Source organism: Pseudomonas sp. YuFO20, from assembly GCF_035064975.1.
GTDB classification, from domain to species: Bacteria; Pseudomonadota; Gammaproteobacteria; order Pseudomonadales; family Pseudomonadaceae; genus Aquipseudomonas; species Aquipseudomonas putida_AE.
Window position 1 is genome coordinate 1 of the sequence record NZ_JAXDEO010000078.1, and the last position, 20,866, is coordinate 20,866.

Sequence of the window (20,866 nt, forward strand, 5' to 3'; positions counted from 1 at the left end):
GCGAGTCTTTCGGGCCTCTTCGCTGGCAAGCCAGCTCCTACAAAAACGGGCCTCTACCGTGGTTTCGTGCGCGACATATACCTTGCCGGCGAAGGCGGCCTTGAGTCTGGTGCTGCTCTATCGGGCTGCTTCGCTGGCAAGCCAGCTCCTACAAAAATGTGTGTCTACCGTGGTTTCGTGCGCGATATATACCTTGCCGGCGAAGGCGGCCTTGAGTCTGGTGCGAGTCTTTCGGGTCTCTTCGCTGGCAAGCCAGCTCCTACAGGGGAATGCTTTCGCTTGGGATCAGGAATGGATATGTACTCGGTCAATAAATAATAGGTCGGCGGTCAGGACGCCGTCGTCGGAACGCCGCCCGCAGCAAGCCGGCTCCTACAGTAGATCGGGGACAGCCGCGGACGATTGGTCGGCTATAAGGCCGCCTTCGCGAGCAAGCCCGCTCCCACAGTTGGGATCGGGTACCGCCGCGAGAGACGGGTCGGCTGTAACGCCGTCATCGCTGCGATGCGGCGACCGGACAAGCCAGCTCCTACAAGGCCGCCCTCGGTTCACTCGTCCTCTCCCTCACCTTCAGGTACAACACGATTCTGCGTCAGGTAGCGATCCAGCGTCTCGTTCTGCGCAGGTTGGGAGTTATCCCCCGCCACCTGCCACAAATGCCGCTCGATCCCCTGCGCCAGCATATGCCCCACCGCCGCCTCGATCGCCGACAACACGCACAACTGCGCCGGTTCGTTGGTGGTGTAGCCCACCTCGGCCTCGAGCAGTTTCTTGAATTCGATGAACTTGAATACCCCGGCACTGCGGGCCACGGAGTAGATGGTCTTGCTGGTCATGACGTTGGACAGCACCTGGCCGCTGCGCACGTCCACCGCCCGCAGGTTCACCGTGACCTGGTCGACGCGATACTCACGGGCTATGTCGATGCCCAGGTAGCGCGCCCCTTCCCCGCCGCTGCGTACGTTGGTGTCGTAGGCGATGATCCCGCCTTCGAGCATCATGTTCGCCGCTTGCAGCGGTGGCAGTTCCGCCTGGATGTTCACCGGGGTGTTGGGTTTCTTTTGCGAGGCGCGGATGATCTTGCGTTCGGTCAACAGGTTCTGCAGCCCTTCGCGCTCGAGCACCACGAACCAGCCGCTGGCCTGCAAGGCGTCCATCAGCATGCTCGCCGCGCCCTGGGTGACGCTGGTGGAGAACGAGCTGGCCGGGGTTGGCTTGTATTGCCCGGTCTGGTCGCGGAAGCCGTAGACCACCGCCATCAAGCGGCCCTTGGGTCGTGGCATGTTGATCAAGTCATAATAAGTCGAGGCCCTTGGGGTCAGGGTCGGGGTTTGCGAGTCCTGTTCGGCCGGCATCGGCTCGCGCAGACTGCACCCCTGTAATGCCGCCAACATCAGCCCCAGCGCAATTATTTTTTTCATGTCCTTAACTCCCCATAAACCCGCATCCCCTCAAGGGGCCAGGCCATTCACCTGGATTTCCGAAACTTCGCCCGTGGCCCGGTCGGTGACGTTGATCGTCAGCGCACCGGAGTCGTCGACCACGTCGACGATGAAAGCTTCCGTGGACAGGCTCCCCGTGTTGCCGGTGGAGATGTTGTCCAGCAGTTGCCCGAGCAAACGCGATTGCAACTGGGCGCTGAAGCGCTCCAGGGCCGAGGTCCCGGCCACCGAGGTGCGATCCTTCAAGTCGGGATCGTCGTAGTCGTTCTGCGCCTGGGCGTTGTTGAGCAGCCAGGTGCCGTTCAACGGGTTGCCGCCGAACGATGGGTTGACGGGCGTGTAGACCAGTTCCGTGCCCTGGGCCAGGGCGCAGGCGCCCAGGCCGAGCAAGCATCCACCGGCGCGCTGCAAAAACGTTTTCGCTTTCATAGTTCGTCCCTCTCAAGGTCCGTGGTGTCCTGCAACAAGGCTTCCAGCTTGCGCTGGACAATCTGCCCGCGTACCCAGTCGGCGGCGGCATAGGCCTCGTCCTTGAGCTCCACGGTGTTCGGCGGCAGGAAGCGCCGGTAAACCAGTCGTTGTTGAAATTCCACGGTCACCAGGCTGCCCCAGCGAGCCGAAGGTCGTTCGCGTACCACCAGGTTGAAATCCATCGGACTGGTGGCGCGCAGGCGTTCACTGAACGAGTAATAAAATTCGTGGCCGATGTGCGAGATCGTGTCGTCGACGATAAAGCCGAGCATTTCGTCCTCTTCACCGGCCCAGGTCACAGAGGTGCTCAACACCAGGATCAAGGCCAGGCAGAAGCGCTTCATGGCTGCACCGCCCGGGACGCTGCGGACTGGCCTTTGGCCGGGCCCGAGGCGCCGTCGAGGAAGGCTTTCTCGGCCACGAACTGCCAGTCCTTGTAGCTGGCCATGCCGTTGAAGTCCGACCACTGGCTGGGAAAATCCGCCTGCTTCAGGGGCTTGTCCGTGGACGGGCTGCTGATGCCGGTAATGCGTCCGTCGAAGCCGCGCATCAGGAACCATTCGCCGCCGCCAATCGGGTCCGGGTACAGCTGGCGGATATGGTGCTTGGCGCCGGGAAAACGCTCGTCCTGCACCAGGTCGGCGAGTTCCCTGGGGTACTGGGCCAGGCCTGGCGAACTGCGGTAATAGCTGCGCAGTGCCTGGGCGTACTGGGTGCCAACCCACAGCAACTGGCGTTCACGGTCGCGGCGCGAGGCGGTGGACCACAGCTCGCCGGCACTGGCCAGGCCCATGCCCATCACCATGATCAGGAACAGCACACCCAGGTAGGTGAAGCCGTCTTGCCCCGCAGGCTTACCACTCGGAATAAAGGCTGCCATCACGGGCCCTCCCTGTGGCACCACTCTTGATATCGGCGACACCGCCGGCCACGCCATCAGGCGGTGCAACCATGACCCAGGCGTCCTTGCGTTCGGTGATCGGGTCCATCGGCGGATTGCGCAGGTAACGCTGTTCAACCAGCTGTTCGAGGGAGTCGGGATAACGTCCGGTGTCACCGTAGTAGTGATCCAGGGCTTCGCGCATCGCCGACAGGCTCTGGCGCAGGGTGGTCTCCCTGGAGGCCTCCAGGCTGTTGAAATAGCGTGGCAAGGCGATGGTCATCAGGGTCGCGATGATTGCCATGACCACCATCAGTTCCAGCAGGGTAAAACCTTTTTCCCGACGCATATGCTCACCACTCCCGGTAGGCGATGCCGTTGAGCCCTTTGCCGCGGGCCTTGGAGTAAACGTCAAAGACGTCCTCGCCCTCCCGCGGGTTCTGAGCCGTACTGTCGTAGGAGCGCACGCCCCAGCCACCTTCGTCGTCGCGCTTGACCGGTGCCAGCGGGTCATGGGGCACGCGCCGCAGGAAGTAGAACTTGGCACCCTTGGCGCTGCGCACATCGCGCACGCCTTCCACCAGCACCTGCAGGTTCGGCGGGTAGCCGCTGCTGTTGAGCGACTTCTCGATGTAACCGGCGTCGAACGCGCGCTTGTAGGCGTCGATGGCATCGCGGATCTGGTACAGCGCGGTGCGCAGTTCCTGCTCTTTGCCCCGGCGCACCACGGTCTCCGTCAGCGGCGCGGCCATGCCGGCAAGCAGGCCGATCAACGACAGCGTCACCACGACTTCGATCAGGGTAAAACCGCGTTGCGAGGCGTTCATGATCAAGGCTTCCCGACGGTAACGGTGGTCGCGATCGGTGCGCTCATGCCATTGGTCTTGACCTCTTCGACTTCGACCTTCGAACGATCCGGCGCCTGGATGTGCATGCTGGTTTCGGTGCCGGTGGTGAACTCCATGTCCGACGGGCTCTGGTACGGCAGGTTGCGCACGATCCGCGGGGTGATCGACAGCACCAGCTCGGATTTGCTGACGTCGTCCTTGTTGCTGCCGAACAGGCGACCCAGGCCAGGAATGTCGCCAAGGCCGGGAATCTTGTTGCCGGTGCTGCCATGGTCGTTGCGCATCAGGCCGGCGAGGATCTGGGTTTCGCCGTCATGCAGGCGCAGGGTGGTCTGCGCGTTGCGGGTATCGACCTGGACCGGAATCGTGCCCTGGCGGGTCGGCTCCAGGGGCGTGGCGTTACTCACTTCCAGGGCCACCTTGATCGCCACTTCGTTGTTCAGGTGCACGGTGGGCTGCACTTCCAGTTTCAGACCGACATCGAGGTAAGTCACGCTTTCGGTGATCACCGGTCCCTGGGTCGACGGCACCGACGTGGCGCTGATGATCGGCACGCGCTGGCCGATGTGGATGCGCGCCTGCTCGCGGTTGCTGACGCGGATGACCGGGCTGGCCAGGGTGTTGATGTCCTTGTCCTGGGCGTTGATCTTGGCCTGTGGCGACGGCTGGATGGTGATCCGGCTGGAGTTGATGCCTTTGAGCTGATCGAGCAGGGTCACCGCCGAGCCATCGCTGTTGACCACGCCGAAGGTGTTCGGCCATTGCAGGCCAAGGTCGAGGATGCGCTGGGTGGCGACTTCCATCACTTCCACTTCCAGCACCACTTCGGGGTTGGACTGATCCTGGGATTGCAGGAGTTTTTCCGCCATGCGCACGGCGTCGCCGGTGTCGCGCATGGTCAGGGTATTGAGGCGTTCGTCGACGAACACGTCGCGGGTCTTGAGCATGGTCTTGACCATGTTCAGCGCGGTGTTGGCATCGATGCTGGTCAGGTAGAAGGTGCGCATCACCAGTTCCTGGTAATCCTTGAGCTTCTGCGGCGAATCCGGGTAGATCAGCAGGGTGTTTTCGTTCACCACTTTCTGGTGCAGCTGGTTCTGTTGCAGCAGCAGTTCCACGGCGTCTTCGATGCGCACGTCACGCACGAAGATGGTGGCTTTCATGTCCGGGCGCAGGTCCTTGTCGAAGATGAAGTTCAAGCCGGCGACCTGGGACAGCACTTCGAAGATGGTCTTGAGGTTGGCGTCGCGAAATTCCAGGGTCACCGGTTTGTCCAGGCGGGTGCGCAATTGCGGATAGGCCACCACGTTGCGGCTCTGCACCAGGCGGATATTGCTCTGCAGTTCCAGGGCGCCTTCGTTGTTCGGGTCCAGTTCGAGAATCTGTTTGACCTGACGCTCGGCGCCGTAGATGTCGCCGCGGCGCAGGTCGCCGCGGGCCAGTTCGAGCTTCTCGTCGAGGCTGCGCATGTGTTCGAGTTGGCGCATGGCGTCCTGGGCGCGGCGGTTGTTCGGTTCGATGGTCAACACCCGGCCGTAGGCCATGCGGGCCGACGCGAAATCACGCTGGGTGCGGTCCATGTCGGCCTGGGTCAGCAGTGCCGTGATCGCCCGGGCACGGGAGCTGTTGAGGGCGATGTGCAGTTCGGTGTCGCGAGGGTTTTCCCGCAAGCCCTCCTCGATCCGGGCCAGGCCGGCTTCGTACTGCCCCTGCTCCATCAACTCGGAGGCTTCTTCCTTGGCGACCTGCGCCGAGCTGCACGCAGCCAGCCCGGCACAGAGACAGAGGCTCATCAGCAAACGGGATTTGTTCATTGCGCGCTCCCCACAGACAAAGTCTGGGACAAATGCAGAGGCAAATAGACCAGGCTCAGTTCCAGATCGGAAATCCCCTCGATCTTCCATGTTTCGTCGATCACATCCCCTTTACGCACGACGTAGATCTTCTCGCCGTTTTGCAAAAACACTTGCAGGTCGGTGCGGTCATCGATTCGCCCGATGAACTGGAAAGGCATCGGCGGTGCAGTGGGGACCTGCACCACCGGCGCGACGTTGACCGGTTTTTCGGTGACGCTGGCCAGGGTCGGCGCGGCCTTCCAGCTGCGCGCGGCGAACAGGTCGCCCGCCGGGCTCAGGTCCTTGATCGCCACGGGCGCAACGGAGGCTTGCGCGGCTGGCAACGCACCACGGTTCTTGCCTTTGGCCGGCGTGGCCACGGCGGCCACGGCAAGGTCGTTGTCGTCGGCCGGCTTGAAGTAGTCGGGCAACCAGGTCAGCGCCGCGGCCACGCCGAGGAACGCCACCCAACCCATAGTGCGTTTGCTGTTCATCATGACCTCGACAGGTAAAGGGTCATGCGGATCCGCCCATTGAGGTCGGTGTCGGCGATCTTCTTGCGTTGCAACTCCAGGTCTTCCACCACCACCGCCGGCAACTGGCCGAGCAAGGCGTGCATGAAGCGCCGCAGTTGCGGGTAGCTGCCCCGCACCGGCAACAGGATCTGGTAACGGGCCAGGTGGGTCTTGGGATCGATGCCCAGGGAGTACTCGCCCCGGGACAGGGTGATGCGTTCCTGGGCGGCCAGCGCATAGATCTTGTCGATGGCGACGGTAGCCTGGGGCTGGGTCGGCAACTTGCTGCGGAAATCATCGAGCTGACGTTGCGGTACCACCGGTGCGGCGACCGAACCCTCTTCGACCTTGGCCAGGTATGCGCGGGCTTCGCGGGTCTGCTGGCTCAGCTGCTGCAATGACTGCCAGTCCGGCAACAGGCCGAACAGCCCATAGGTCAGCGCCAGCATCAGCATGGCCAACCCCGCCAGGCCAGGCACGCCCAGGCTTTGCAGGTATTCGTGGACGATCAATCTAGGGATTTGCATCGCCAATCTCCCAGGTAGCCGACAAGTTGAATTGCACCGGGTGTTCCGGCACGTTGGCGACGATTTCGTGGCTGAGCAACGACACGTCGGAGAGCTCGTCGCTGGCTTCGAGGCGGCGGTGGAAGTCGAGCATGGCGTCCAGGTCGCGCGCCTCGGCGCTGATCCGCACCTGGCCCTTGCGGGCATCCGGGGTCAGGGTGAGCAAGGCAACGTTGTCCCGGGGCATGGCTTCCAGGGTGGCGAACAGACGCTCCCAAGGGCGGCGCAACTGCTGCGAGACCTTGCGCATCTCGGCCAGGTTCTGCGCCTGCTCGCGGGTTTCGGCCGGGGTCAGGCTGACCTTGCCGCCGGTGTCGCCGGTGAGCACCCGTTGGGTGGTTTGCAGGTGACCTTGCTGTTGTTCGGCCTCACCGCTGAGGTGTTGCGCAAACACGATGCAGGTCAGCGCCAGCACCACGCCACCGGCCAGCAGGCTCCAGCCCAGGGGGCTCGAGCGGCGGCGCGGCTGAAAGTCGAGCATCAGCGGGCGCATGTCAGGCCACCGTCCGGGACATGACGTACAGGCAATCGCGTACGTTTGTCCGGCCTTCTTCGAGGGTGCGCAGGTGCACACCGGGCACTTCAGGATGGGAATCGATGCGTGCCGGTGCGTGCAGGTAGACGTTCAGCGGCCGTTCGCTGGCAGAGGCCTGCAATTGGCATTCGCGTCCGACCAGTGCGCTCAGTGCGGCATCGCTGTCGCTGCTGCCCACCGAACGCACCGCTGTCCAGCGGCCTTCGCGGGCCAGCAGCAAGACGCTGCGCACCGGCTCGGCGACCACGAACAGGAAGTCGCCGGCGTCGAAGCTCTTGTCGAAGTGATTGAACGCCGCCATCAGGTACGGTTGCACCGAGCGCAGGCGCAGGCCACGGCCGCTGACCAGGGTACGCAGGCGTTCGAGCAGGTCTTGCGGCAGCGCGGTGGCGATCCGGTCGTAACCGGCAGGCTCGGCCGACAGCACCAGGTCCCAGGGTTGGTTCGCGGCGCCGTAGAGGTCTTCCAGGCACAGCTGGGCAAACCCCTGCAGCTCTGCGGGGCTGCTGATCTGCTCGCTCCAGGGCACCAGGCAGAACCGGCTGAAGTGGCCGGAGACCACCACGGTCAACTCGGCACCGGCGCGGGCATGTTCGCCCAGCAGGCGGTCGAGGGTTTCCAGGGCGACCGCCCAGGCCATGAACCCTTCATCGATGAAGCCGACGCTGCCCAGCCACAGGGTGTCGCCACCTTGACGCTGACCGAGGCCGACACCGCTGGCGCCGAGCACGGCGACATAACGCTCACGAGATAAAAGTGACACGATTGATCTCCTCGAGAGTGGTCCGGCCTTGTTGCACCAGTTCCAGCGCCGACTCACGCAGCAGGCGCAAGCCACGTTTGCAGGCGTGTGCCTTGATTTTCGAAATCGGTTGGCGCTCGACGATCATCTGCCGCAGCTCATCGTCCAGGTGCAGCAGCTCGGCAATCGCGCTGCGGCCGCGGTAGCCGGTGCCACGGCAATGACCGCAGCCCTTGCCGTGGACAAACTGGTAGTGGCCGACCTGTTGCGGGTCCAGGCCCGAGCTTGAAAGCTCTTCTTCGCTCGGCGTGTACGGCGTGCTGCAAGCGCTGCACACCAGGCGGATCAGGCGCTGGGCCAATACCGCATTGAGCGCGGACACCAGGCTGTAGGGGTCGATCTCCATCTGGGTGAAGCGCCCGATCACGTCGAACACGTTGTTGGCGTGGATGGTGGTGAACACCAGGTGCCCCGTGAGCGCCGACTGCACCGCGATCTGCGCGGTGTCGGGGTCGCGGATCTCGCCGACCATGATCTTGTCCGGGTCGTGGCGCAGGATCGAGCGCAGGCCGCGGGCAAAAGTCAGGCCTTTCTTTTCGTTGACCGGGATTTGCAGCACGCCCGGCAGCTGGTATTCGACCGGGTCTTCGATGGTGATGATCTTGTCCACGCCGTGGTTGATCTCGGTGATCATCGCGTACAGCGTGGTGGTCTTGCCGCTGCCGGTGGGGCCGGTGACCAGCACCATGCCGTAGGGTTCGGCGGCCAGGCGGCGCAGTTGGCGCAGGGTTTCCTCTTCAAAGCCCAGGGCCTGCAACTGCACGCCGCAGACCTTGTCGGCCAGGTCCTGCTTGTCGAGCACCCGCAGCACCGCGTCCTCGCCGAAAATGCTCGGCATGATCGACACCCGGAAGTCGATCTGGCGGCCGCTGATGCCGATCTTGAAACGCCCGTCCTGGGGCACGCGTTTTTCGCCGATGTCCAGTTCGGCCATGACCTTGACCCTGGAAATCACCTGCTCGGCGAACTCGTTGCCCTGGATCTTGCTGATGTTGTTGAGCACGCCATCGATGCGGTACTTGATCACCAGGCCGCTGCCGGTGGTGCCCAGGTGGATATCGCTGGCGTGCATCTTCAGCGCGTCGTAGAGGGTCGAGTTGACCAGCTTGACCACCACGCTGGAGTCTTCGCTGATGCTGGTCAGGGACAGGCTTTGCAGGGTGTCGATCTCGGTATTGCCGTCGGCCTGGGCGTTGAGCGACTCCACCGCGTGGAAGCTCTCTTCGTGGCGCGCCAGGTAGGCTTTCAGGTCGTCGGCATGCACCAGGTACAGCGGCGCGCCGTGCAGGCAGTCGTCGATCCAGGCAAGGCGTGCAGTGTCGAAGGGGTCGGCAAACACGCCGATGACCGCGTCGGCGTGACGCAGCAGGATGAATTCGCGCTTGAGGCATTGGGCCAGGGTGACCCGGTCGAATACCGGGGTCGATTGGAACAGGCTGTCGGTGTCGAGCACCGGGTAGTGAAGGGTTGCGCCCAGGCACTGGATAAAGGGCATGGGGGCCAGTTCGCAGAGTACCCCGAGGGCTTCGAGCATCCGCTCGCCGGTACTGCCGGCCCGGGAACGGGCCTGGGCCAGTTGCTCACTGGAAAAACGAGTCGGTACAGAGTCCAGCGGTGGCACATCGACGACAAGGGATAGACGGTCCATGGCTTGCTCTCCAACACCCGGGGCTTAGAGCCCTGTCGGCGCGGCGAGCAATTGCGGCATGTGCCGTAACCTCTTGTCGCGCCATTACTCCCCGGTGAGCAATTGTTCGTCGTCTGGCGCTGTGGAGGCCGAGGTACTTCGTCGGCGATCTGCTAGCACCCAACTACCGTCGTACAACTGCAGCGGGAAACTCTCGGTCCTGCTCTGGCGTCGTTCGACAAAGCCTTCGGAACTGCTCACCGCCGCGTTGGGTTCGCGCTGTCGCCCCAGAAGATCAAGCACTGCACGCGCCAGTTCCGCCATCGGAAAGGGTTTGAACAGGATATGGCTGACTTCCAGTTGCCGGGCCCTTTCGCAAACCTCTGCGGTGGGGTGCCCCGTGATCAGCACAAAATGACACTTCCTGTTCTGGCGGACGGCATCGAGCACCTCAAAGCCTTCCATATCGGGCAAGCGGTAATCGAACACCATCACATCGGGTGCGAAGTCGCCGGCTTCAGCGATTCCTTGCGCACCGTCGTGAGCAATCCGGACTTCCAACCCTTGCGCCTGCAGGTAACCCTGGAGGTTTTCTGCAAGAAGTTGTTCGTCTTCAACAACCAGTACTTTGTTTAACAAGGTGGACTCCTTGAACCCCAGGTCCGAGTACCGAACCTGGCGGAGTGCGCGCCTTGATAGGTCTAACGCACACTTCATGCCAGGCTGAGTGCCGGTAATTTTATGTATTCATGTCCTTGAATTTAAAAGCAATGCCGTTTCGTCCACATGCCCCACCCCCCAAAAGCGGGGGAAAGCGAACGGACGTGCAGCGAAGCTTTCCCCCACTGTTGGGGAAAGCTCATTGATCGTCAATTCTTTCGATGCTGTTGCTTGCGCGCAGCTGCGCCAGCGCCTGCAGACGCGCCTGAACCTGTTTCTGTCGGGCAAGGTACGCCCGAACCATTTCAAGTCCCTGCTCTTGTGTGACATCGGCGGCCTCCATTCGGTTCTCCAACAGGATCAAATGCCAGCCCACCGCCGTGCGCACCGGCTCGCTGACGGACCCGGGTTTGAGGGCAAAGGCTGCGGCTTCGAACTCCGGCATCATGCGCCCCCGGGCAAAGTAACCCAGGTCGCCGCCGGCGCTGGCCGAAGCGTCTTCGGAACCGCTGCGGGCGACGCTGGCAAAATCGGCGCCTTCACGGATGCTCGTGTGCAGTGCCTGCAAGCGTAGTCTCGCGGCTTCGACTGTGGAAGCGTCCGCCCCCTGAGGCACTTTTATCAGGATATGCCTGACCTGGATTTCCTCGGGACGGTTCATCTCGGCGCGGTGCTCCTGATAGAACGCCCGCACCTCTTTTTCGTCCGGCTCGCCGACCCTCGTGAGTTCAGTAAACATCTGCTGCGCCGCCAGGTCGCGGCGGGTGTACTCGATGTAAGAAGCCTCATCGAAACCGGCGTCTTCCAGGCGCCGGGCGAACACCTGTGGGCCACCCATGGCCTGGCGGGTCTGGTCCACCTGGGCTTGCACCGTGGCATCGCTGATCACCACCCCGCGCTTGAGCGCCTCCTGCCACAGCAGTTCCTTGTCGATCAGCGCATCCAGCGCCGCCGTGCGCAGCTGTTTGTAGGCGCTGGGGCTGCGGATGCTGGCGACCGCCCGGCCCTGATCCTCCAGGTATTCGGCGAAATAGCGCTCCAGGCGCAGTTGGGAAATTTCCTCGCCATTGACCCGTGCCACGGCCGGGCCATTGCTGCAAAACGCGGCGGGCACCCACAGGGTCAACAGCACCATCACAGTCGTGAGTTTCATCTTCGGCCTCCGGATCAGGGCGTGGCGGCAATGGGTTTGTAGGGGGCGACCAGATAGAAGCGCTGGTCGGGCAGGTCCACGGTGACCACATGGGCGCCGCTCAGGCCCAGGCGTCGGCCCGGCCCGAAACTGATCAGCGGGGTCAGGCCGGTATCGAAGTCGTGCAGGCCTTCCAGGGCACTGATGAGTTTTTCCCGGCTGGCATCGCGCCCCGCCTGCTTCATGCCCTCGCTGAGCAGCAGCATCGAACTGTAGGCCCCGACCTGCAGCACCGCGTGTTCGCCGCCGAGCTTCTGGCGTTCGCGCAATTGGGTCAGGGCGGTGCGCCCGGTGCGCGTCCAGTCGCTGGGCACGAACGGATACGCCAGGAACACCCGCCGGGAAAACCCGCTGGGCACCTGCATCAGATCCCCCGCCACCTGGTTCGAGGCGGCGAACAGATAAGGCACCTGGCCCGCGGTCTGCAAGCGCGCGGCCAAACGACTGAAGCCGCCACTGCTGCCCATGTAGAACACCGAGCGCGAGCCCAGTGGCAATTCGTCCTGCGCCGTCTCGTAGGGTTGCAGGCGCACTTTCTGCCAGGCGTTGTCCTGCAGGTATTGGGCAAGTTTCTCCGCCGCCAGGCGCTGGCCCGGCTCGTTCGGGTAGGCGATCAGCGTCGGGCCCTGCAACACGCGCAGGCTGGTGGCGGCGTAGTTGGCCAGGGCAATCATCTGTTCGCGCAGCCCCGGCAGCGGCTCGAAAATCTGCCGACTGGCCTGGGCCGTGCCCTGCAACGACAGCGGCCCGATCAGGGGCACGCCGGCCTGCTCCAGGCGCGGGGCCAGTTCGTTATCCAGCGCCGGCACCAGCGGTGCGACCAGGGCGAACACCTGTTCCTGTTCGATCAACTGGTCGAGCGCATGCTCGGCGCTGACACGGTCGGGACCGGGATCGAGGATGGTCAGGCGCAACTGCCGGCCATGGATCCCGCCCGCTTCGTTGATCCGCGCCACGCTGCCCCGCAGCACCGCCGCCACCGTGGTGCCCTCCTCGCCCAACACGCCAGTGCTCGGCAGCAAGGTGCCCAGGTGCAGGCTGTCGGGGCTCAGGCCCGGATCGCGCTCATCAGCCAGGCGCTTGAGGTAGGCCGTCAGGTTGCGTTGATCGCTCATCGACAGGACGAACCGCGGCATCGCCGAATCCAGCCGGTTGTTGCCCGGGTCACGCCCCTCCTGGATCGCACGGGCCACAGTGCCCTCGGTGTAGGCTGGGTAGGCACGTCCGTTGATCTGCTGCTGGCCGTAGGTGCTGGTCAGCCGCGACCAGCTCAGGTCGGGCGGGCGCACCCCGCCTTCCGGGCGCCCCAGGCCATCGCTGCCGTGGCAGTTGGCGCAGGGCACGCTGGTGGCCGGCAGGAGCATGCCCGCCGCGCCGATCCGGGCCATGATCGGCTCACCGTTGGCGGAGACACCTTCGCGGTACAGCCGCTTGCCCGCACTTTCGCTGGGCGTCAGCGTTAATGCCTGGGCGCTCAGGCTGATGCCGCCGAGGAGAAGCAGGCCGAGGATCAGGGCGTTTTTCATGGCCCTGGCTCAGCGACCGGCCACGCGCATTGCCAGCAACTGCAAGCGCTGGGCAATGGCGGCGGCCGGGGCATCGGGACGGATCTTGCTCCAGCGCTTGTTCGCCACGTCACCGACGATCAGCTGGGTGGAGTGCTGTTCGGGGGACGGTATGACCTGGCCGATACGGCCCAGGACCAGGTCCATCTGCGCTTTGTCGCCGGTAAGAAAAAGCCAGTGGGGCTCATCGACGCCCTGCTTCAAGGTGTAAGCCTTGAGTACCGCCGGGGTGTCCCGCAGCGGATCACTGGTAAGGGAGATAAAGGTGATGCCGTCCGCCTTGTCGCCCAGCACTTCGCGCACTTGCTTGAGCTTCTGGGTGATCAACGGGCAGGCATCGGTGCAACTGGTGAAAATCACATTGAGCAGCACCACGCGATTTTCCAGCGCGTCGCTGTAGAAACGCAGGGTATTGCCGTTCTGGTCCTGCAACGGCGTATCGGTGAACCAGGTCTTGGCATCGCGGGTGCCCGCGGTCGGCTGGGCGGCGGCCGCCACCGTATCGGCGGCAGGCGCCGCGGGTGCATGCCCTTCGTGGGCCATGGCCAGGGCGCTGGCGAGGCAGGCGCAGAGGCTCAGGGCGAACCCGTGGAGAAGTCTCATGGCTGATGCTCCATGGCGATGGCCGTGTGTTTGGCATGGGTGTTGCGTTCACCGCTGAGCTTCTCCACCTGCCGGGTCAATATGTTCGGGTCGGTGAAGCCGTAGTAGCGGGTCCAGTGGCGACTGTTGCCGTCCCCCACCAGAATCAGCGGCGCATGGTTCTTGAAGTCGCCACTGAAGCTGCCCAAACCCTTGAGGGTTTCGTTGACCGACTGCGTGGAACCGGTCAGCCAGCTCCAGCCCGGGCCGTTCTGGAAGGCGCGGGCGTAGTCGTTGAGGCGCTTGGCGTCGTCGCGCTGTGGGTCGATGCTGATCGACACCAGTTGCACCTCGGTGCCGACCCGCGCACCCAGCTGTTTCTGCACCTTGCCCATGATCGAGGACACCACCGGGCAGACCGTGGTGCAACTGGTGTAGATGAAGCTCATGACCACGATCTTGTTGGCCACCAGGTCTTTTTCCAGGCGCACGGTCTTGCCGCTCTGGTCCACCAGCGCGACGTCGGCAAACTTGACCTGGGCGGTCTCGGAACTGGTGCTCTTGGCCGCCTGGGTGTGGCCGGCATGTTCGTCTACCGAGTGGGCCAGGGCCTGGCCGATGGCTAATTCCAACGAGCAGGCCAACAGGCAGATCGTCAGCAGTCCATGATGTGCGAATCGGTTCATGTCGATGTCCTCTTCAATGAGCAATGCCTGGGGTTACCCGAACGCTGGCAAAAGTCTGGTCGTCGAAATTCGCGCCCAGGGACGCCGCACGCACGTGCAGGTACCAGGCGCCTTTTTGGTCAAGGGTGACCGGGGCTTCATAAATGCCATTGCCGACGTCCCGTGCTGCGACGTGCTGGGGCCGTGAACTCGGCGCGAGGAAGTAGCGCACCTGCACGTCCTTGACCCCGCTGCGCTGGACCTTCTGCTTGCCCTGGACGATACGAAAACGCACGACATAAGGGCTGCCCAAGGCGGCCGTGGTCTTGTCGAGCATGAACTCCACTTTCGGCACGCCGGCGACGGGCGGGAGTTTGTCGTTGGTCTCCACCACGGCGCTGAAGCAATGGATGATGTTGGGCTGGTTGAGCAGGAACGCCACGTCGAAGCGCCCCGCCGCCGGCAGCTTGATCCGCGAGCTGTACAGCCCCGGTTCGACCTCGCGCAGGCTGCGGTCGATGACCAGAGCCGCCCGCGCCACCTGCCCGCGATTGGGGTAGCCGGACATTGGCGCGTTCATGCCTTCGGCATAGAAGTAGGTGGTGTTGTCCACCGGGTTGACCACAAACACCGCGTTGTCGTCCCGCGACACCGCCAGGCTCGACGCCAGGGGCAGGTCACCGGCCAGCCGTGGTGGCTGCGGCCCGGCTTCGAAACCCTGGCTGATCGGCTTGCGGCCTTCGCCGAGGGACGCCAGGTTGATCATCGTCACCTTGGCCGAGGCCAGGCCGCGCACGTAGGCATAGGCCTTGGTGAACACCACCTGGTAGGGTTCGGCGGACACGTCCAGTTCATGGATCAGCGCATCGTTGGCCGCATCGATCACCGCGGCCTGGTTCTCCAGGGTATTGAGCACGATGCCGAAACGCCCGTCGGCGCTGAAGCCCATGGGCCCCAGGCCCTGCTTGACCTTGATCACCCGCCGCACCGACTGGCTCGCGGCATCGACCACGGTCACCGTGCCGTCCTTGCCATCGGCCACATAGGCCGCGTCGGACAGTGGCGAGTACGCCACCGACAGCGGGTGCGAACCGGTCTTGAGCTGCTTGGCGATGGTCAGGCTGGCGATATCGATGAGGCTGACGGTGCCGTCGTCGCGGTTGGTGACAAAGGCAAAACGGCTGTCCTTGCTGAAGGCGATCTCGTGGTGGCCGCTGCCGGTGGCCAGGTGCTTGAGGGTCTTGAGCGTGGCGGTGTCGATCACCGTGACCCCGGATTGCTCGGCCGACGGAGCATTGTTGCCCACCCACAGCAGGCGCTCGTCCGGTTGCAAGGCCACGCGCACCGGGTTACTCCCGGCGGCCACCGAGTCGATCAGCTTGAATTGCTCACTGTCGATCACCGCGACTTCGCCCGCCGTCGGCATCGACACGAATACCCGCTTGTTGTCCCTGGGGGTGACCCAATCCATCGGCGGTTGCTTGATGTCGATGCGGGTCAGGGTGCTGGTGATACCGCCCACCGAGACTGACGGGTCGACCACCGAGACGCTGGCATCACGGTTCATCACCATCAGGAAATAGCTGTTGAGATCGAGCAGCGGCCGTGCGCCGATACTCGACTTGAGGAACACCCCGACCCGGGCCTTGCAGCTCTGTTCGCGGCCCTGGGCCTGGTCGGCAGCAACGGTTTCCGGGTCGATCCAGGCGCCGGGGGCGACGCCCGCCAGCGGTTGGCCGGACGCCTTGTCGGTGACCTTGAAACGCACGTCGGCAAACTCACCCTCGCGCAGCACGCCGCCTTCGGCCAGCGGGCGCACTTCGAGGGCCACCGACACGCCGTCGCGTTCAAGGGTCTGGTCGCTCCAGGTGTCGGGTAGCGCAATGTCGCTGAGCAGGGTCGGTGGCGATGTGCGCCACACCCCGAACCAGATCAGCGCGACCCCGACGATCAGCGCCACGCTGGCGATTTTGATGGTCCTGTTCATGTCACTCTCCCCTTCAGATCTATCCCTGCCTCACCGCGCCCCCTGTAGGAGCTGGCTTGCCAGCGAAGGCGTCAGCACATTCAACATTGATGTGTCTGACACTCCGTCTTCGCTGGCAAGCCAGCTCCTACAGGTGTTGCGTTTGCCTGCCCTACGGCGCTGGCGCCGGTTCCGCTTCGTTGGTCACCCGCAACAGCCCCCACAACCCGGAGGTGTTGCCGTAGGCGGCGTAATCGCGGAACAGGTAGTCACCCGGTATCGCGTTGACCCCCCCGGCGCTCGGCAGCATGAAGCTGAAGTGGGCTGCCGGCAGGACGCTCTCGCGGGCGCCGATGTACATCGACATCGGGTTGTAGCCGAACTTCACCGAGCCCACGCCAGGGGTGCCCATTGGATAGCCGCCGGTATCGCTCTTCTCCGACAGGAACGGGTTGGTCGACCAGACGTGCCCGTCCAGCTGGAAGGTCGTGCCGCGACTGCCGCCGGTAGGCATCAGGATGTGCGTACGGAATGGTTGCCCAGGCCTCGCGTAAAGCACCGGCGTTTGCGGATCACCACCCACCAGCGCATTGCTGTAGGCCATGTGCGCGTTCACCATGTCGCCGTAGCCCGCGCCATCGGCATGGCCGAACGGTGCATCCGGGGCCAGGCCGAAGCGGTACCACATCGGCTCGGTCCTGTAGTTGATGGCCATGCTTGAGTTGTCCTGCGGATCGTTCGGCACGCCGAACCCTTCCGCGGCAATCCCTTCCACCGGCCGACCATTGGCCCAGCGAATGTTCAAGGCCTTCTGCCAGACCATCGCAAAGTCGCGGTAGCTGGTTTGCCCTGGTGCGGTGACCGTGGCATTCACTTTGCGCGTGTCGTCAACCCAGGTGGCGCCCACCGGCAGGATGCTCGCCGCAGCGGCCAGGCCTTTTTGCGACTGCTTGATCACGTCCGCCGGAGTGAAATTCAACCCGCCGAACTCGATTGCCGTGGCGTTGATGTTGTCGACATTACGTCCCAACTGAGTGATCGGTTTGCCTTCACGCTCCAGGTGCCCGGCGTAGTACTGGTAGGTACGGGTCGGGTAGGCTCCGCTGCTGCCGACACGCGGCGGCACGGTCTGGGTCGGGTTGGCGCCGACGTTGGTGCCGTCGGATTTGGTGATGTCGTACGCCAGCAATTGCGCGTGCAGACCCACGTGGCTCGACGGCCGCATCAGGTTGTTGCTGAAGGTGGTCGAACCGGTGCCACTGTTGCGATCACGCTTGACCATGCCTTGCATCACCGCGGTCTGGGCCAGGTCCGGCATCACGCTCGGCAGACGGTTTTCCAGGGTGACATTGATGCAGTCACCGGCCGCTGCGCGCAGCACCAGGGGTTCGACTGGCACACCGGGTTTGAGCTTGCCGGTGGCAGGGTCGAGGTCGGCCTTGCGCACATACAGGATCGCGGTCGGGTCATGCAGCGGCCCGCTTTGCCCGCCGATGGTGATGGTTTCACCGTCTTCAGGGTCGAACACAGTGACCTGCGGAATGCTCACGGTCCGCGAGTTGAACACCAAGGTGCCGCCGGCCGGATTCAACGGCCCGCCGACATGCTGGCCGAGACCCGCCGGATCACCGATGGTCAGGCCCAGCGGGTTGCGGAGGATGTCGTTGGCCAGTGCCGCCACCACTTCATAGTTGCGTTGTGGGGTCGGCCGAGTGCCGATACCGTTCGGGTTGGCGCCGTACCGTGGGCAGATGCCGTCGAACGCCACGGTGTTGCGCATGCCGGTAGGCTTGGCGTTGTTGGGCAGCGCGAACAGATCGCTGCGTTGCGCCGTGTAGTTGCGCATCACGCCCCAGATGCCGCTCCAGTAGCCTTCGATCGAAGCATCCATCGAGTACAGGTAGTCACCGGTGGTGGCCGCTGAGCTGGACAGCATCGACACCGGTGCAATGAAGCCCATCTGCTCGGAGATGCCGATCATCTGCGACGCGCGCCAGCCGGAGTTGGAGCTGTTGCCGAAACCGGAACCGCTTTGCAGCCACTTCACGCCGTGCAGGGTGACGTTGTGCTCCTCCTCGTGACCACCGGCATGCACCCGCAGCCGCACGTTGTCGCCGGTGTAGGTCCGCAGCATCGGGGTGAACGGATCGCCAGGCTCGGCGCCGCCCTTGTTGATGTGCGGCGGGAACAGCGTCGTGCCGCCGGTTGGGCCGGTGGCCGCGGTGATCAGGTTCGGCGCCAGGTTCATCGCCGGGATCGCACGGTCGGTACGGCTTTGCATGGCGTACGCCAGGTCGCCGCCCAGGCCATCGGCCTGCATGCCGCGCTTGCCGTCCGGGCCGACCTTGTTCGGGTCGTACACCCGCAGGGCCAGCGGTTCGTTGCGGTAATTGACCACGAACATGCCCGGGTCATCCACCGAAATGGCTTGAGGGCATGGCCGGCTCGGGCAGCCGGGCAGCATGCCGCCCTGCATTTCGACAATGCCGTCCAGCAAGGTACTGGCGTTGTTACGCACAGGCGGGTTGATGGCGTAGCGGAAGCTGTCCGCCGTAGCCGGGAAGGCTTGTGCATTCGGCTTGCCGTCCGGGCCTGCGCCGACGTACACACCGGCTTCATACGCGTGCTGGAAGTCGCTGTACTCGAGGAAGAACTCACGGAAGCTGTCGTTCTTGCCATCGCCGTCGATGTCACCGGTATTAATCACCGCTTGCCACGAAGTCGGTCCGCCATCCTGACGCGCGCCGCTGTACAACGGCTCGCCGGTCTCGGCGTGGAACCAGGTGGAACCGGCCGGTTCTGCCAGTACGGTGGCGTACAGGCCAATCTGTTGGTGAGTCGATGGGCCGAGGTGGTCGTGGGTGAAGATGGTGCCCAGGCCACGGTCGACGCCTTTGGCGTTCACCACCGGATCGACGAACCAGCGCTGCATCGCGGTACGCGCGCCGACCCAGTCAGCCCGGCCATATTGACCGAAGTACGGGTGGTTCTTGGCTTTCGGACAGGCAGGTGTGCCGTCGCGTGGATCAGTGCCTTCGCACTGGTTGAACTCGCGGATGGCGTGGATGCGTTCTTGCACCGCACCTGGGGAAAGTACGCCGTCTTCGTAGTTCCAGCCGTTGGACGAACCATCGGCAGACACCAGGTCCCACTTCGGCAGGTGAATGTGCTGGCCGATCACGTCGGTCGGCGTGCGCACCTGATAGTCGTCCATCTCATAGGTGGCCGGCACCAGGTTGGTTTGCTGGTATTGCACGCAGTCGAAGGTGTTCATGCGCATCACCAGAGGTTCTGGCGGACGCTGCTTGGTGATCACCGGCCAGGCGTCTTCCCAGAGCGCGAGGATGCGCGCTTGCGGGAAGTGGTAGCCGACCTTGTTGTACACCGCGTCGAACTGGATGTTGGCCGCCTTGTAGATGCGCGGACGGTCGGCGGTGAAACTCGAGGAGCCAATGAAGGACATGCCGTCGAGCCGCTCACCACTGTTGAATTCACCGATGCCGGCGCTGCTGCTCAGGCGTTTCTGCCGGTCGTCCATGCACGGTTCATAGAATGGCGCACCGGCCATCGGCAAGGCGCCGTTGGTGCGGAAAGGCCGTGCGACGATCTGGTTGCCCGGCAGCAGGGCGAAACTTGGATGGTCTTTCTTGGCGTGGAAGGCCATGGCCGCTTGCTCGACTTCGGTGCCCTCTTCCGGCAGGTAGATCGGCTTGGCACGCGTGACCGTCTTGGAGAAATCCAGCGAGGTGGTAATGGTCTCGGCCTCGCCACCGGCAGACATGCCGTCCAGCACATGGCGGCCCAGGCCACCGTCCCAGCCACCGGACTGAGCCGGGTCAAGGTTGGCCCACAAGGCTTTGCCCGTGGCTTTCAAGGCCTGCGCCGTGGCAGCGTCGAGCATGTCCAGCGGCGGAGTCGGTGGGCGTTGGCCGACCGAGCTTTCCATGCCGCCGATCCAGAATGGATAACCAGGGTTTTTCAGGGTGCCGTCGGCGTTGCGGTTGGCTTCGCTGCGATCGACCAGGGCCAGGGAACCGATGGCCTGGGCGCCGCCGCTGCCGCCATGGTGCTCGCCGTCATCGTCGCCCTCTTCTTCATCGTCATCGTCGTTGGCGGCCACCAGGCCCTCGCCGATTTTCGGTACCACGGCGACTTTGCCTGGCATCGGCGCCATGGCTTTGCCGGGCAGCGGCACTACCGCAGGGATGGGTGTGCCAGCGACGATTTCGCCATCGGGCAAGGCCCGTGCGCCCGCCGCGGGTTTACCGCTGCGCAGGGCATAGGGCTCACTGTGGAAACCGTCGTTGCCTTGCTGCGAGACTTCCAGTTTGGTGCCTTCTTCGAACACGTCGTGCACCCGCCACATGGCCCACATGCCCTGGGCGAAGTGCGGGTAGAAGTGGCAATGGTAGATCGCGTCGCCCGCTACCCGGTTGCGGTTGCCCGAACCGCCGTTGGCGATTTCATAGGTGTAGCCGGCGCCCGCACCGATGCCCTGGGCGTCCACGTAGTCCGAGTTGTCATCGTTGGGGTTGAACAGCCACTGATGCCCGTGCAGGTGGAAAATGTGCTGCTCATGGCCGTTGTGGGTGTTGCGGAATTTGACGAAGTCGCCGATGTAGCTGTGGTTGACGTTGGACGGCTCGGACGGGTACAGCGCCATGGTCGCCTTGACGCCCACCTGGTCGGCGTTCGGAGTCTGGCCCGGGGTGATG

20 protein-coding genes are annotated in these 20,866 nt (G+C 64.0%); 1 reads left to right on the top strand and 19 read right to left on the bottom strand.

Annotation, left to right across the window (positions count from 1 at the left end):
• Positions 1-318, top strand: a 318-nt coding sequence (locus tag SOP85_RS27985) for a hypothetical protein (protein WP_323628967.1), incomplete at its 5' end; no start/stop codon positions are given.
• Between the two features lie 230 nt (positions 319-548).
• Here SOP85_RS27985 and SOP85_RS27990 read toward each other — a convergent pair.
• From SOP85_RS27990 to SOP85_RS28080, 19 genes are all read right to left on the bottom strand, one after another.
• A complete protein-coding gene (locus SOP85_RS27990; protein WP_274076680.1) occupies positions 549-1,421 on the bottom strand; it encodes a CsgG/HfaB family protein in 873 nt (290 codons plus the stop codon).
• Between the two features lie 30 nt (positions 1,422-1,451).
• A complete protein-coding gene (locus SOP85_RS27995; protein WP_323628968.1) occupies positions 1,452-1,871 on the bottom strand; it encodes a curli assembly protein CsgF in 420 nt (139 codons plus the stop codon).
• Positions 1,868-2,257, bottom strand: coding sequence for a curli production assembly/transport protein CsgE (gene csgE / locus SOP85_RS28000; protein WP_274076678.1), 390 nt, complete (start codon positions 2,255-2,257; stop codon positions 1,868-1,870). Before csgE ends, SOP85_RS27995 begins: the two co-directional genes overlap by 4 nt.
• On the bottom strand, positions 2,254-2,793 hold the full coding sequence (locus SOP85_RS28005) for a type II secretion system protein (protein ID WP_274076677.1): 540 nt from the start codon (positions 2,791-2,793) through the stop codon (positions 2,254-2,256). Before SOP85_RS28005 ends, csgE begins: the two co-directional genes overlap by 4 nt.
• Positions 2,768-3,142 carry a type II secretion system protein gene (locus SOP85_RS28010; protein ID WP_323608250.1) on the bottom strand — a complete coding sequence of 125 codons (375 nt, stop codon included), beginning with the start codon at positions 3,140-3,142 and terminating at the stop codon, positions 2,768-2,770. The genes SOP85_RS28005 and SOP85_RS28010 overlap by 26 nt, the downstream gene beginning before the upstream one ends.
• A 4-nt stretch (positions 3,143-3,146) precedes the next feature.
• On the bottom strand, positions 3,147-3,620 hold the full coding sequence (locus SOP85_RS28015; RefSeq protein WP_046815448.1) for a type II secretion system protein: 474 nt from the start codon (positions 3,618-3,620) through the stop codon (positions 3,147-3,149).
• Positions 3,621-3,622: 2 nt separating this feature from the next.
• Positions 3,623-5,455, bottom strand: a complete 1,833-nt coding sequence (locus SOP85_RS28020; protein WP_274076674.1) for a secretin N-terminal domain-containing protein — start codon at positions 5,453-5,455, stop codon at positions 3,623-3,625.
• Positions 5,452-5,970, bottom strand: coding sequence for a hypothetical protein (locus SOP85_RS28025; protein WP_323628970.1), 519 nt, complete (start codon positions 5,968-5,970; stop codon positions 5,452-5,454). Before SOP85_RS28025 ends, SOP85_RS28020 begins: the two co-directional genes overlap by 4 nt.
• Entirely contained in the window at positions 5,970-6,518 is a 549-nt protein-coding gene (locus SOP85_RS28030; RefSeq protein WP_323628971.1) for a GspMb/PilO family protein, read from the bottom strand. The genes SOP85_RS28025 and SOP85_RS28030 overlap by 1 nt, the downstream gene beginning before the upstream one ends.
• On the bottom strand, positions 6,505-7,050 hold the full coding sequence (locus tag SOP85_RS28035) for a PilN domain-containing protein (RefSeq protein WP_274076671.1): 546 nt from the start codon (positions 7,048-7,050) through the stop codon (positions 6,505-6,507). The genes SOP85_RS28030 and SOP85_RS28035 overlap by 14 nt, the downstream gene beginning before the upstream one ends.
• Position 7,051: 1 nt before the next feature.
• On the bottom strand, positions 7,052-7,855 hold the full coding sequence (locus tag SOP85_RS28040; RefSeq protein ID WP_323608243.1) for a hypothetical protein: 804 nt from the start codon (positions 7,853-7,855) through the stop codon (positions 7,052-7,054).
• On the bottom strand, positions 7,836-9,542 hold the full coding sequence (locus SOP85_RS28045) for a GspE/PulE family protein (RefSeq protein ID WP_274076669.1): 1,707 nt from the start codon (positions 9,540-9,542) through the stop codon (positions 7,836-7,838). Before SOP85_RS28045 ends, SOP85_RS28040 begins: the two co-directional genes overlap by 20 nt.
• An 84-nt stretch (positions 9,543-9,626) precedes the next feature.
• Positions 9,627-10,160 carry a response regulator gene (locus SOP85_RS28050; RefSeq protein ID WP_274076668.1) on the bottom strand — a complete coding sequence of 178 codons (534 nt, stop codon included), beginning with the start codon at positions 10,158-10,160 and terminating at the stop codon, positions 9,627-9,629.
• A 220-nt stretch (positions 10,161-10,380) separates the two neighbouring features.
• Positions 10,381-11,334: a peptidylprolyl isomerase gene (locus SOP85_RS28055; RefSeq protein ID WP_323628972.1), complete on the bottom strand. Its 954-nt coding sequence runs from the start codon at positions 11,332-11,334 to the stop codon at positions 10,381-10,383.
• 14 nt (positions 11,335-11,348) lie between these two features.
• Positions 11,349-12,899, bottom strand: a complete 1,551-nt coding sequence (locus SOP85_RS28060) for a cytochrome c/ABC transporter substrate-binding protein (RefSeq protein ID WP_323608240.1) — start codon at positions 12,897-12,899, stop codon at positions 11,349-11,351.
• A gap of 9 nt (positions 12,900-12,908) precedes the next feature.
• Positions 12,909-13,541, bottom strand: a complete 633-nt coding sequence (locus tag SOP85_RS28065) for an SCO family protein (RefSeq protein ID WP_323628973.1) — start codon at positions 13,539-13,541, stop codon at positions 12,909-12,911.
• Entirely contained in the window at positions 13,538-14,206 is a 669-nt protein-coding gene (locus SOP85_RS28070) for an SCO family protein (protein WP_274076664.1), read from the bottom strand. The genes SOP85_RS28065 and SOP85_RS28070 overlap by 4 nt, the downstream gene beginning before the upstream one ends.
• 13 nt (positions 14,207-14,219) lie before the next feature.
• Positions 14,220-16,172, bottom strand: coding sequence for a YncE family protein (locus tag SOP85_RS28075; RefSeq protein WP_323628974.1), 1,953 nt, complete (start codon positions 16,170-16,172; stop codon positions 14,220-14,222).
• 151 nt (positions 16,173-16,323) lie between these two features.
• A partial coding sequence (locus tag SOP85_RS28080; protein WP_323628975.1) for a hypothetical protein occupies positions 16,324-20,866 on the bottom strand: 4,543 nt, incomplete at its 5' end.

Bases quoted from the DNA above. Each gene is read 5' to 3' on its own strand.
- SOP85_RS27990 (WP_274076680.1), bottom strand. From the start codon at position 1,421: ATGAAAAAAATAATTGCGCTGGGGCTGATGTTGGCGGCATTACAGGGG.
- SOP85_RS27995 (WP_323628968.1), bottom strand. From the start codon at position 1,871: ATGAAAGCGAAAACGTTTTTGCAGCGCGCCGGTGGATGCTTGCTCGGC.
- csgE (WP_274076678.1), bottom strand. From the start codon at position 2,257: ATGAAGCGCTTCTGCCTGGCCTTGATCCTGGTGTTGAGCACCTCTGTG.
- SOP85_RS28005 (WP_274076677.1), bottom strand. From the start codon at position 2,793: ATGGCAGCCTTTATTCCGAGTGGTAAGCCTGCGGGGCAAGACGGCTTC.
- SOP85_RS28010 (WP_323608250.1), bottom strand. From the start codon at position 3,142: ATGCGTCGGGAAAAAGGTTTTACCCTGCTGGAACTGATGGTGGTCATG.
- SOP85_RS28015 (WP_046815448.1), bottom strand. From the start codon at position 3,620: ATGAACGCCTCGCAACGCGGTTTTACCCTGATCGAAGTCGTGGTGACG.
- SOP85_RS28020 (WP_274076674.1), bottom strand. From the start codon at position 5,455: ATGAACAAATCCCGTTTGCTGATGAGCCTCTGTCTCTGTGCCGGGCTG.
- SOP85_RS28025 (WP_323628970.1), bottom strand. From the start codon at position 5,970: ATGAACAGCAAACGCACTATGGGTTGGGTGGCGTTCCTCGGCGTGGCC.
- SOP85_RS28030 (WP_323628971.1), bottom strand. From the start codon at position 6,518: ATGCAAATCCCTAGATTGATCGTCCACGAATACCTGCAAAGCCTGGGC.
- SOP85_RS28035 (WP_274076671.1), bottom strand. From the start codon at position 7,050: ATGCGCCCGCTGATGCTCGACTTTCAGCCGCGCCGCCGCTCGAGCCCC.
- SOP85_RS28045 (WP_274076669.1), bottom strand. From the start codon at position 9,542: ATGGACCGTCTATCCCTTGTCGTCGATGTGCCACCGCTGGACTCTGTA.
- SOP85_RS28055 (WP_323628972.1), bottom strand. From the start codon at position 11,334: ATGAAACTCACGACTGTGATGGTGCTGTTGACCCTGTGGGTGCCCGCC.
- SOP85_RS28060 (WP_323608240.1), bottom strand. From the start codon at position 12,899: ATGAAAAACGCCCTGATCCTCGGCCTGCTTCTCCTCGGCGGCATCAGC.
- SOP85_RS28065 (WP_323628973.1), bottom strand. From the start codon at position 13,541: ATGAGACTTCTCCACGGGTTCGCCCTGAGCCTCTGCGCCTGCCTCGCC.
- SOP85_RS28070 (WP_274076664.1), bottom strand. From the start codon at position 14,206: ATGAACCGATTCGCACATCATGGACTGCTGACGATCTGCCTGTTGGCC.
- SOP85_RS28075 (WP_323628974.1), bottom strand. From the start codon at position 16,172: ATGAACAGGACCATCAAAATCGCCAGCGTGGCGCTGATCGTCGGGGTC.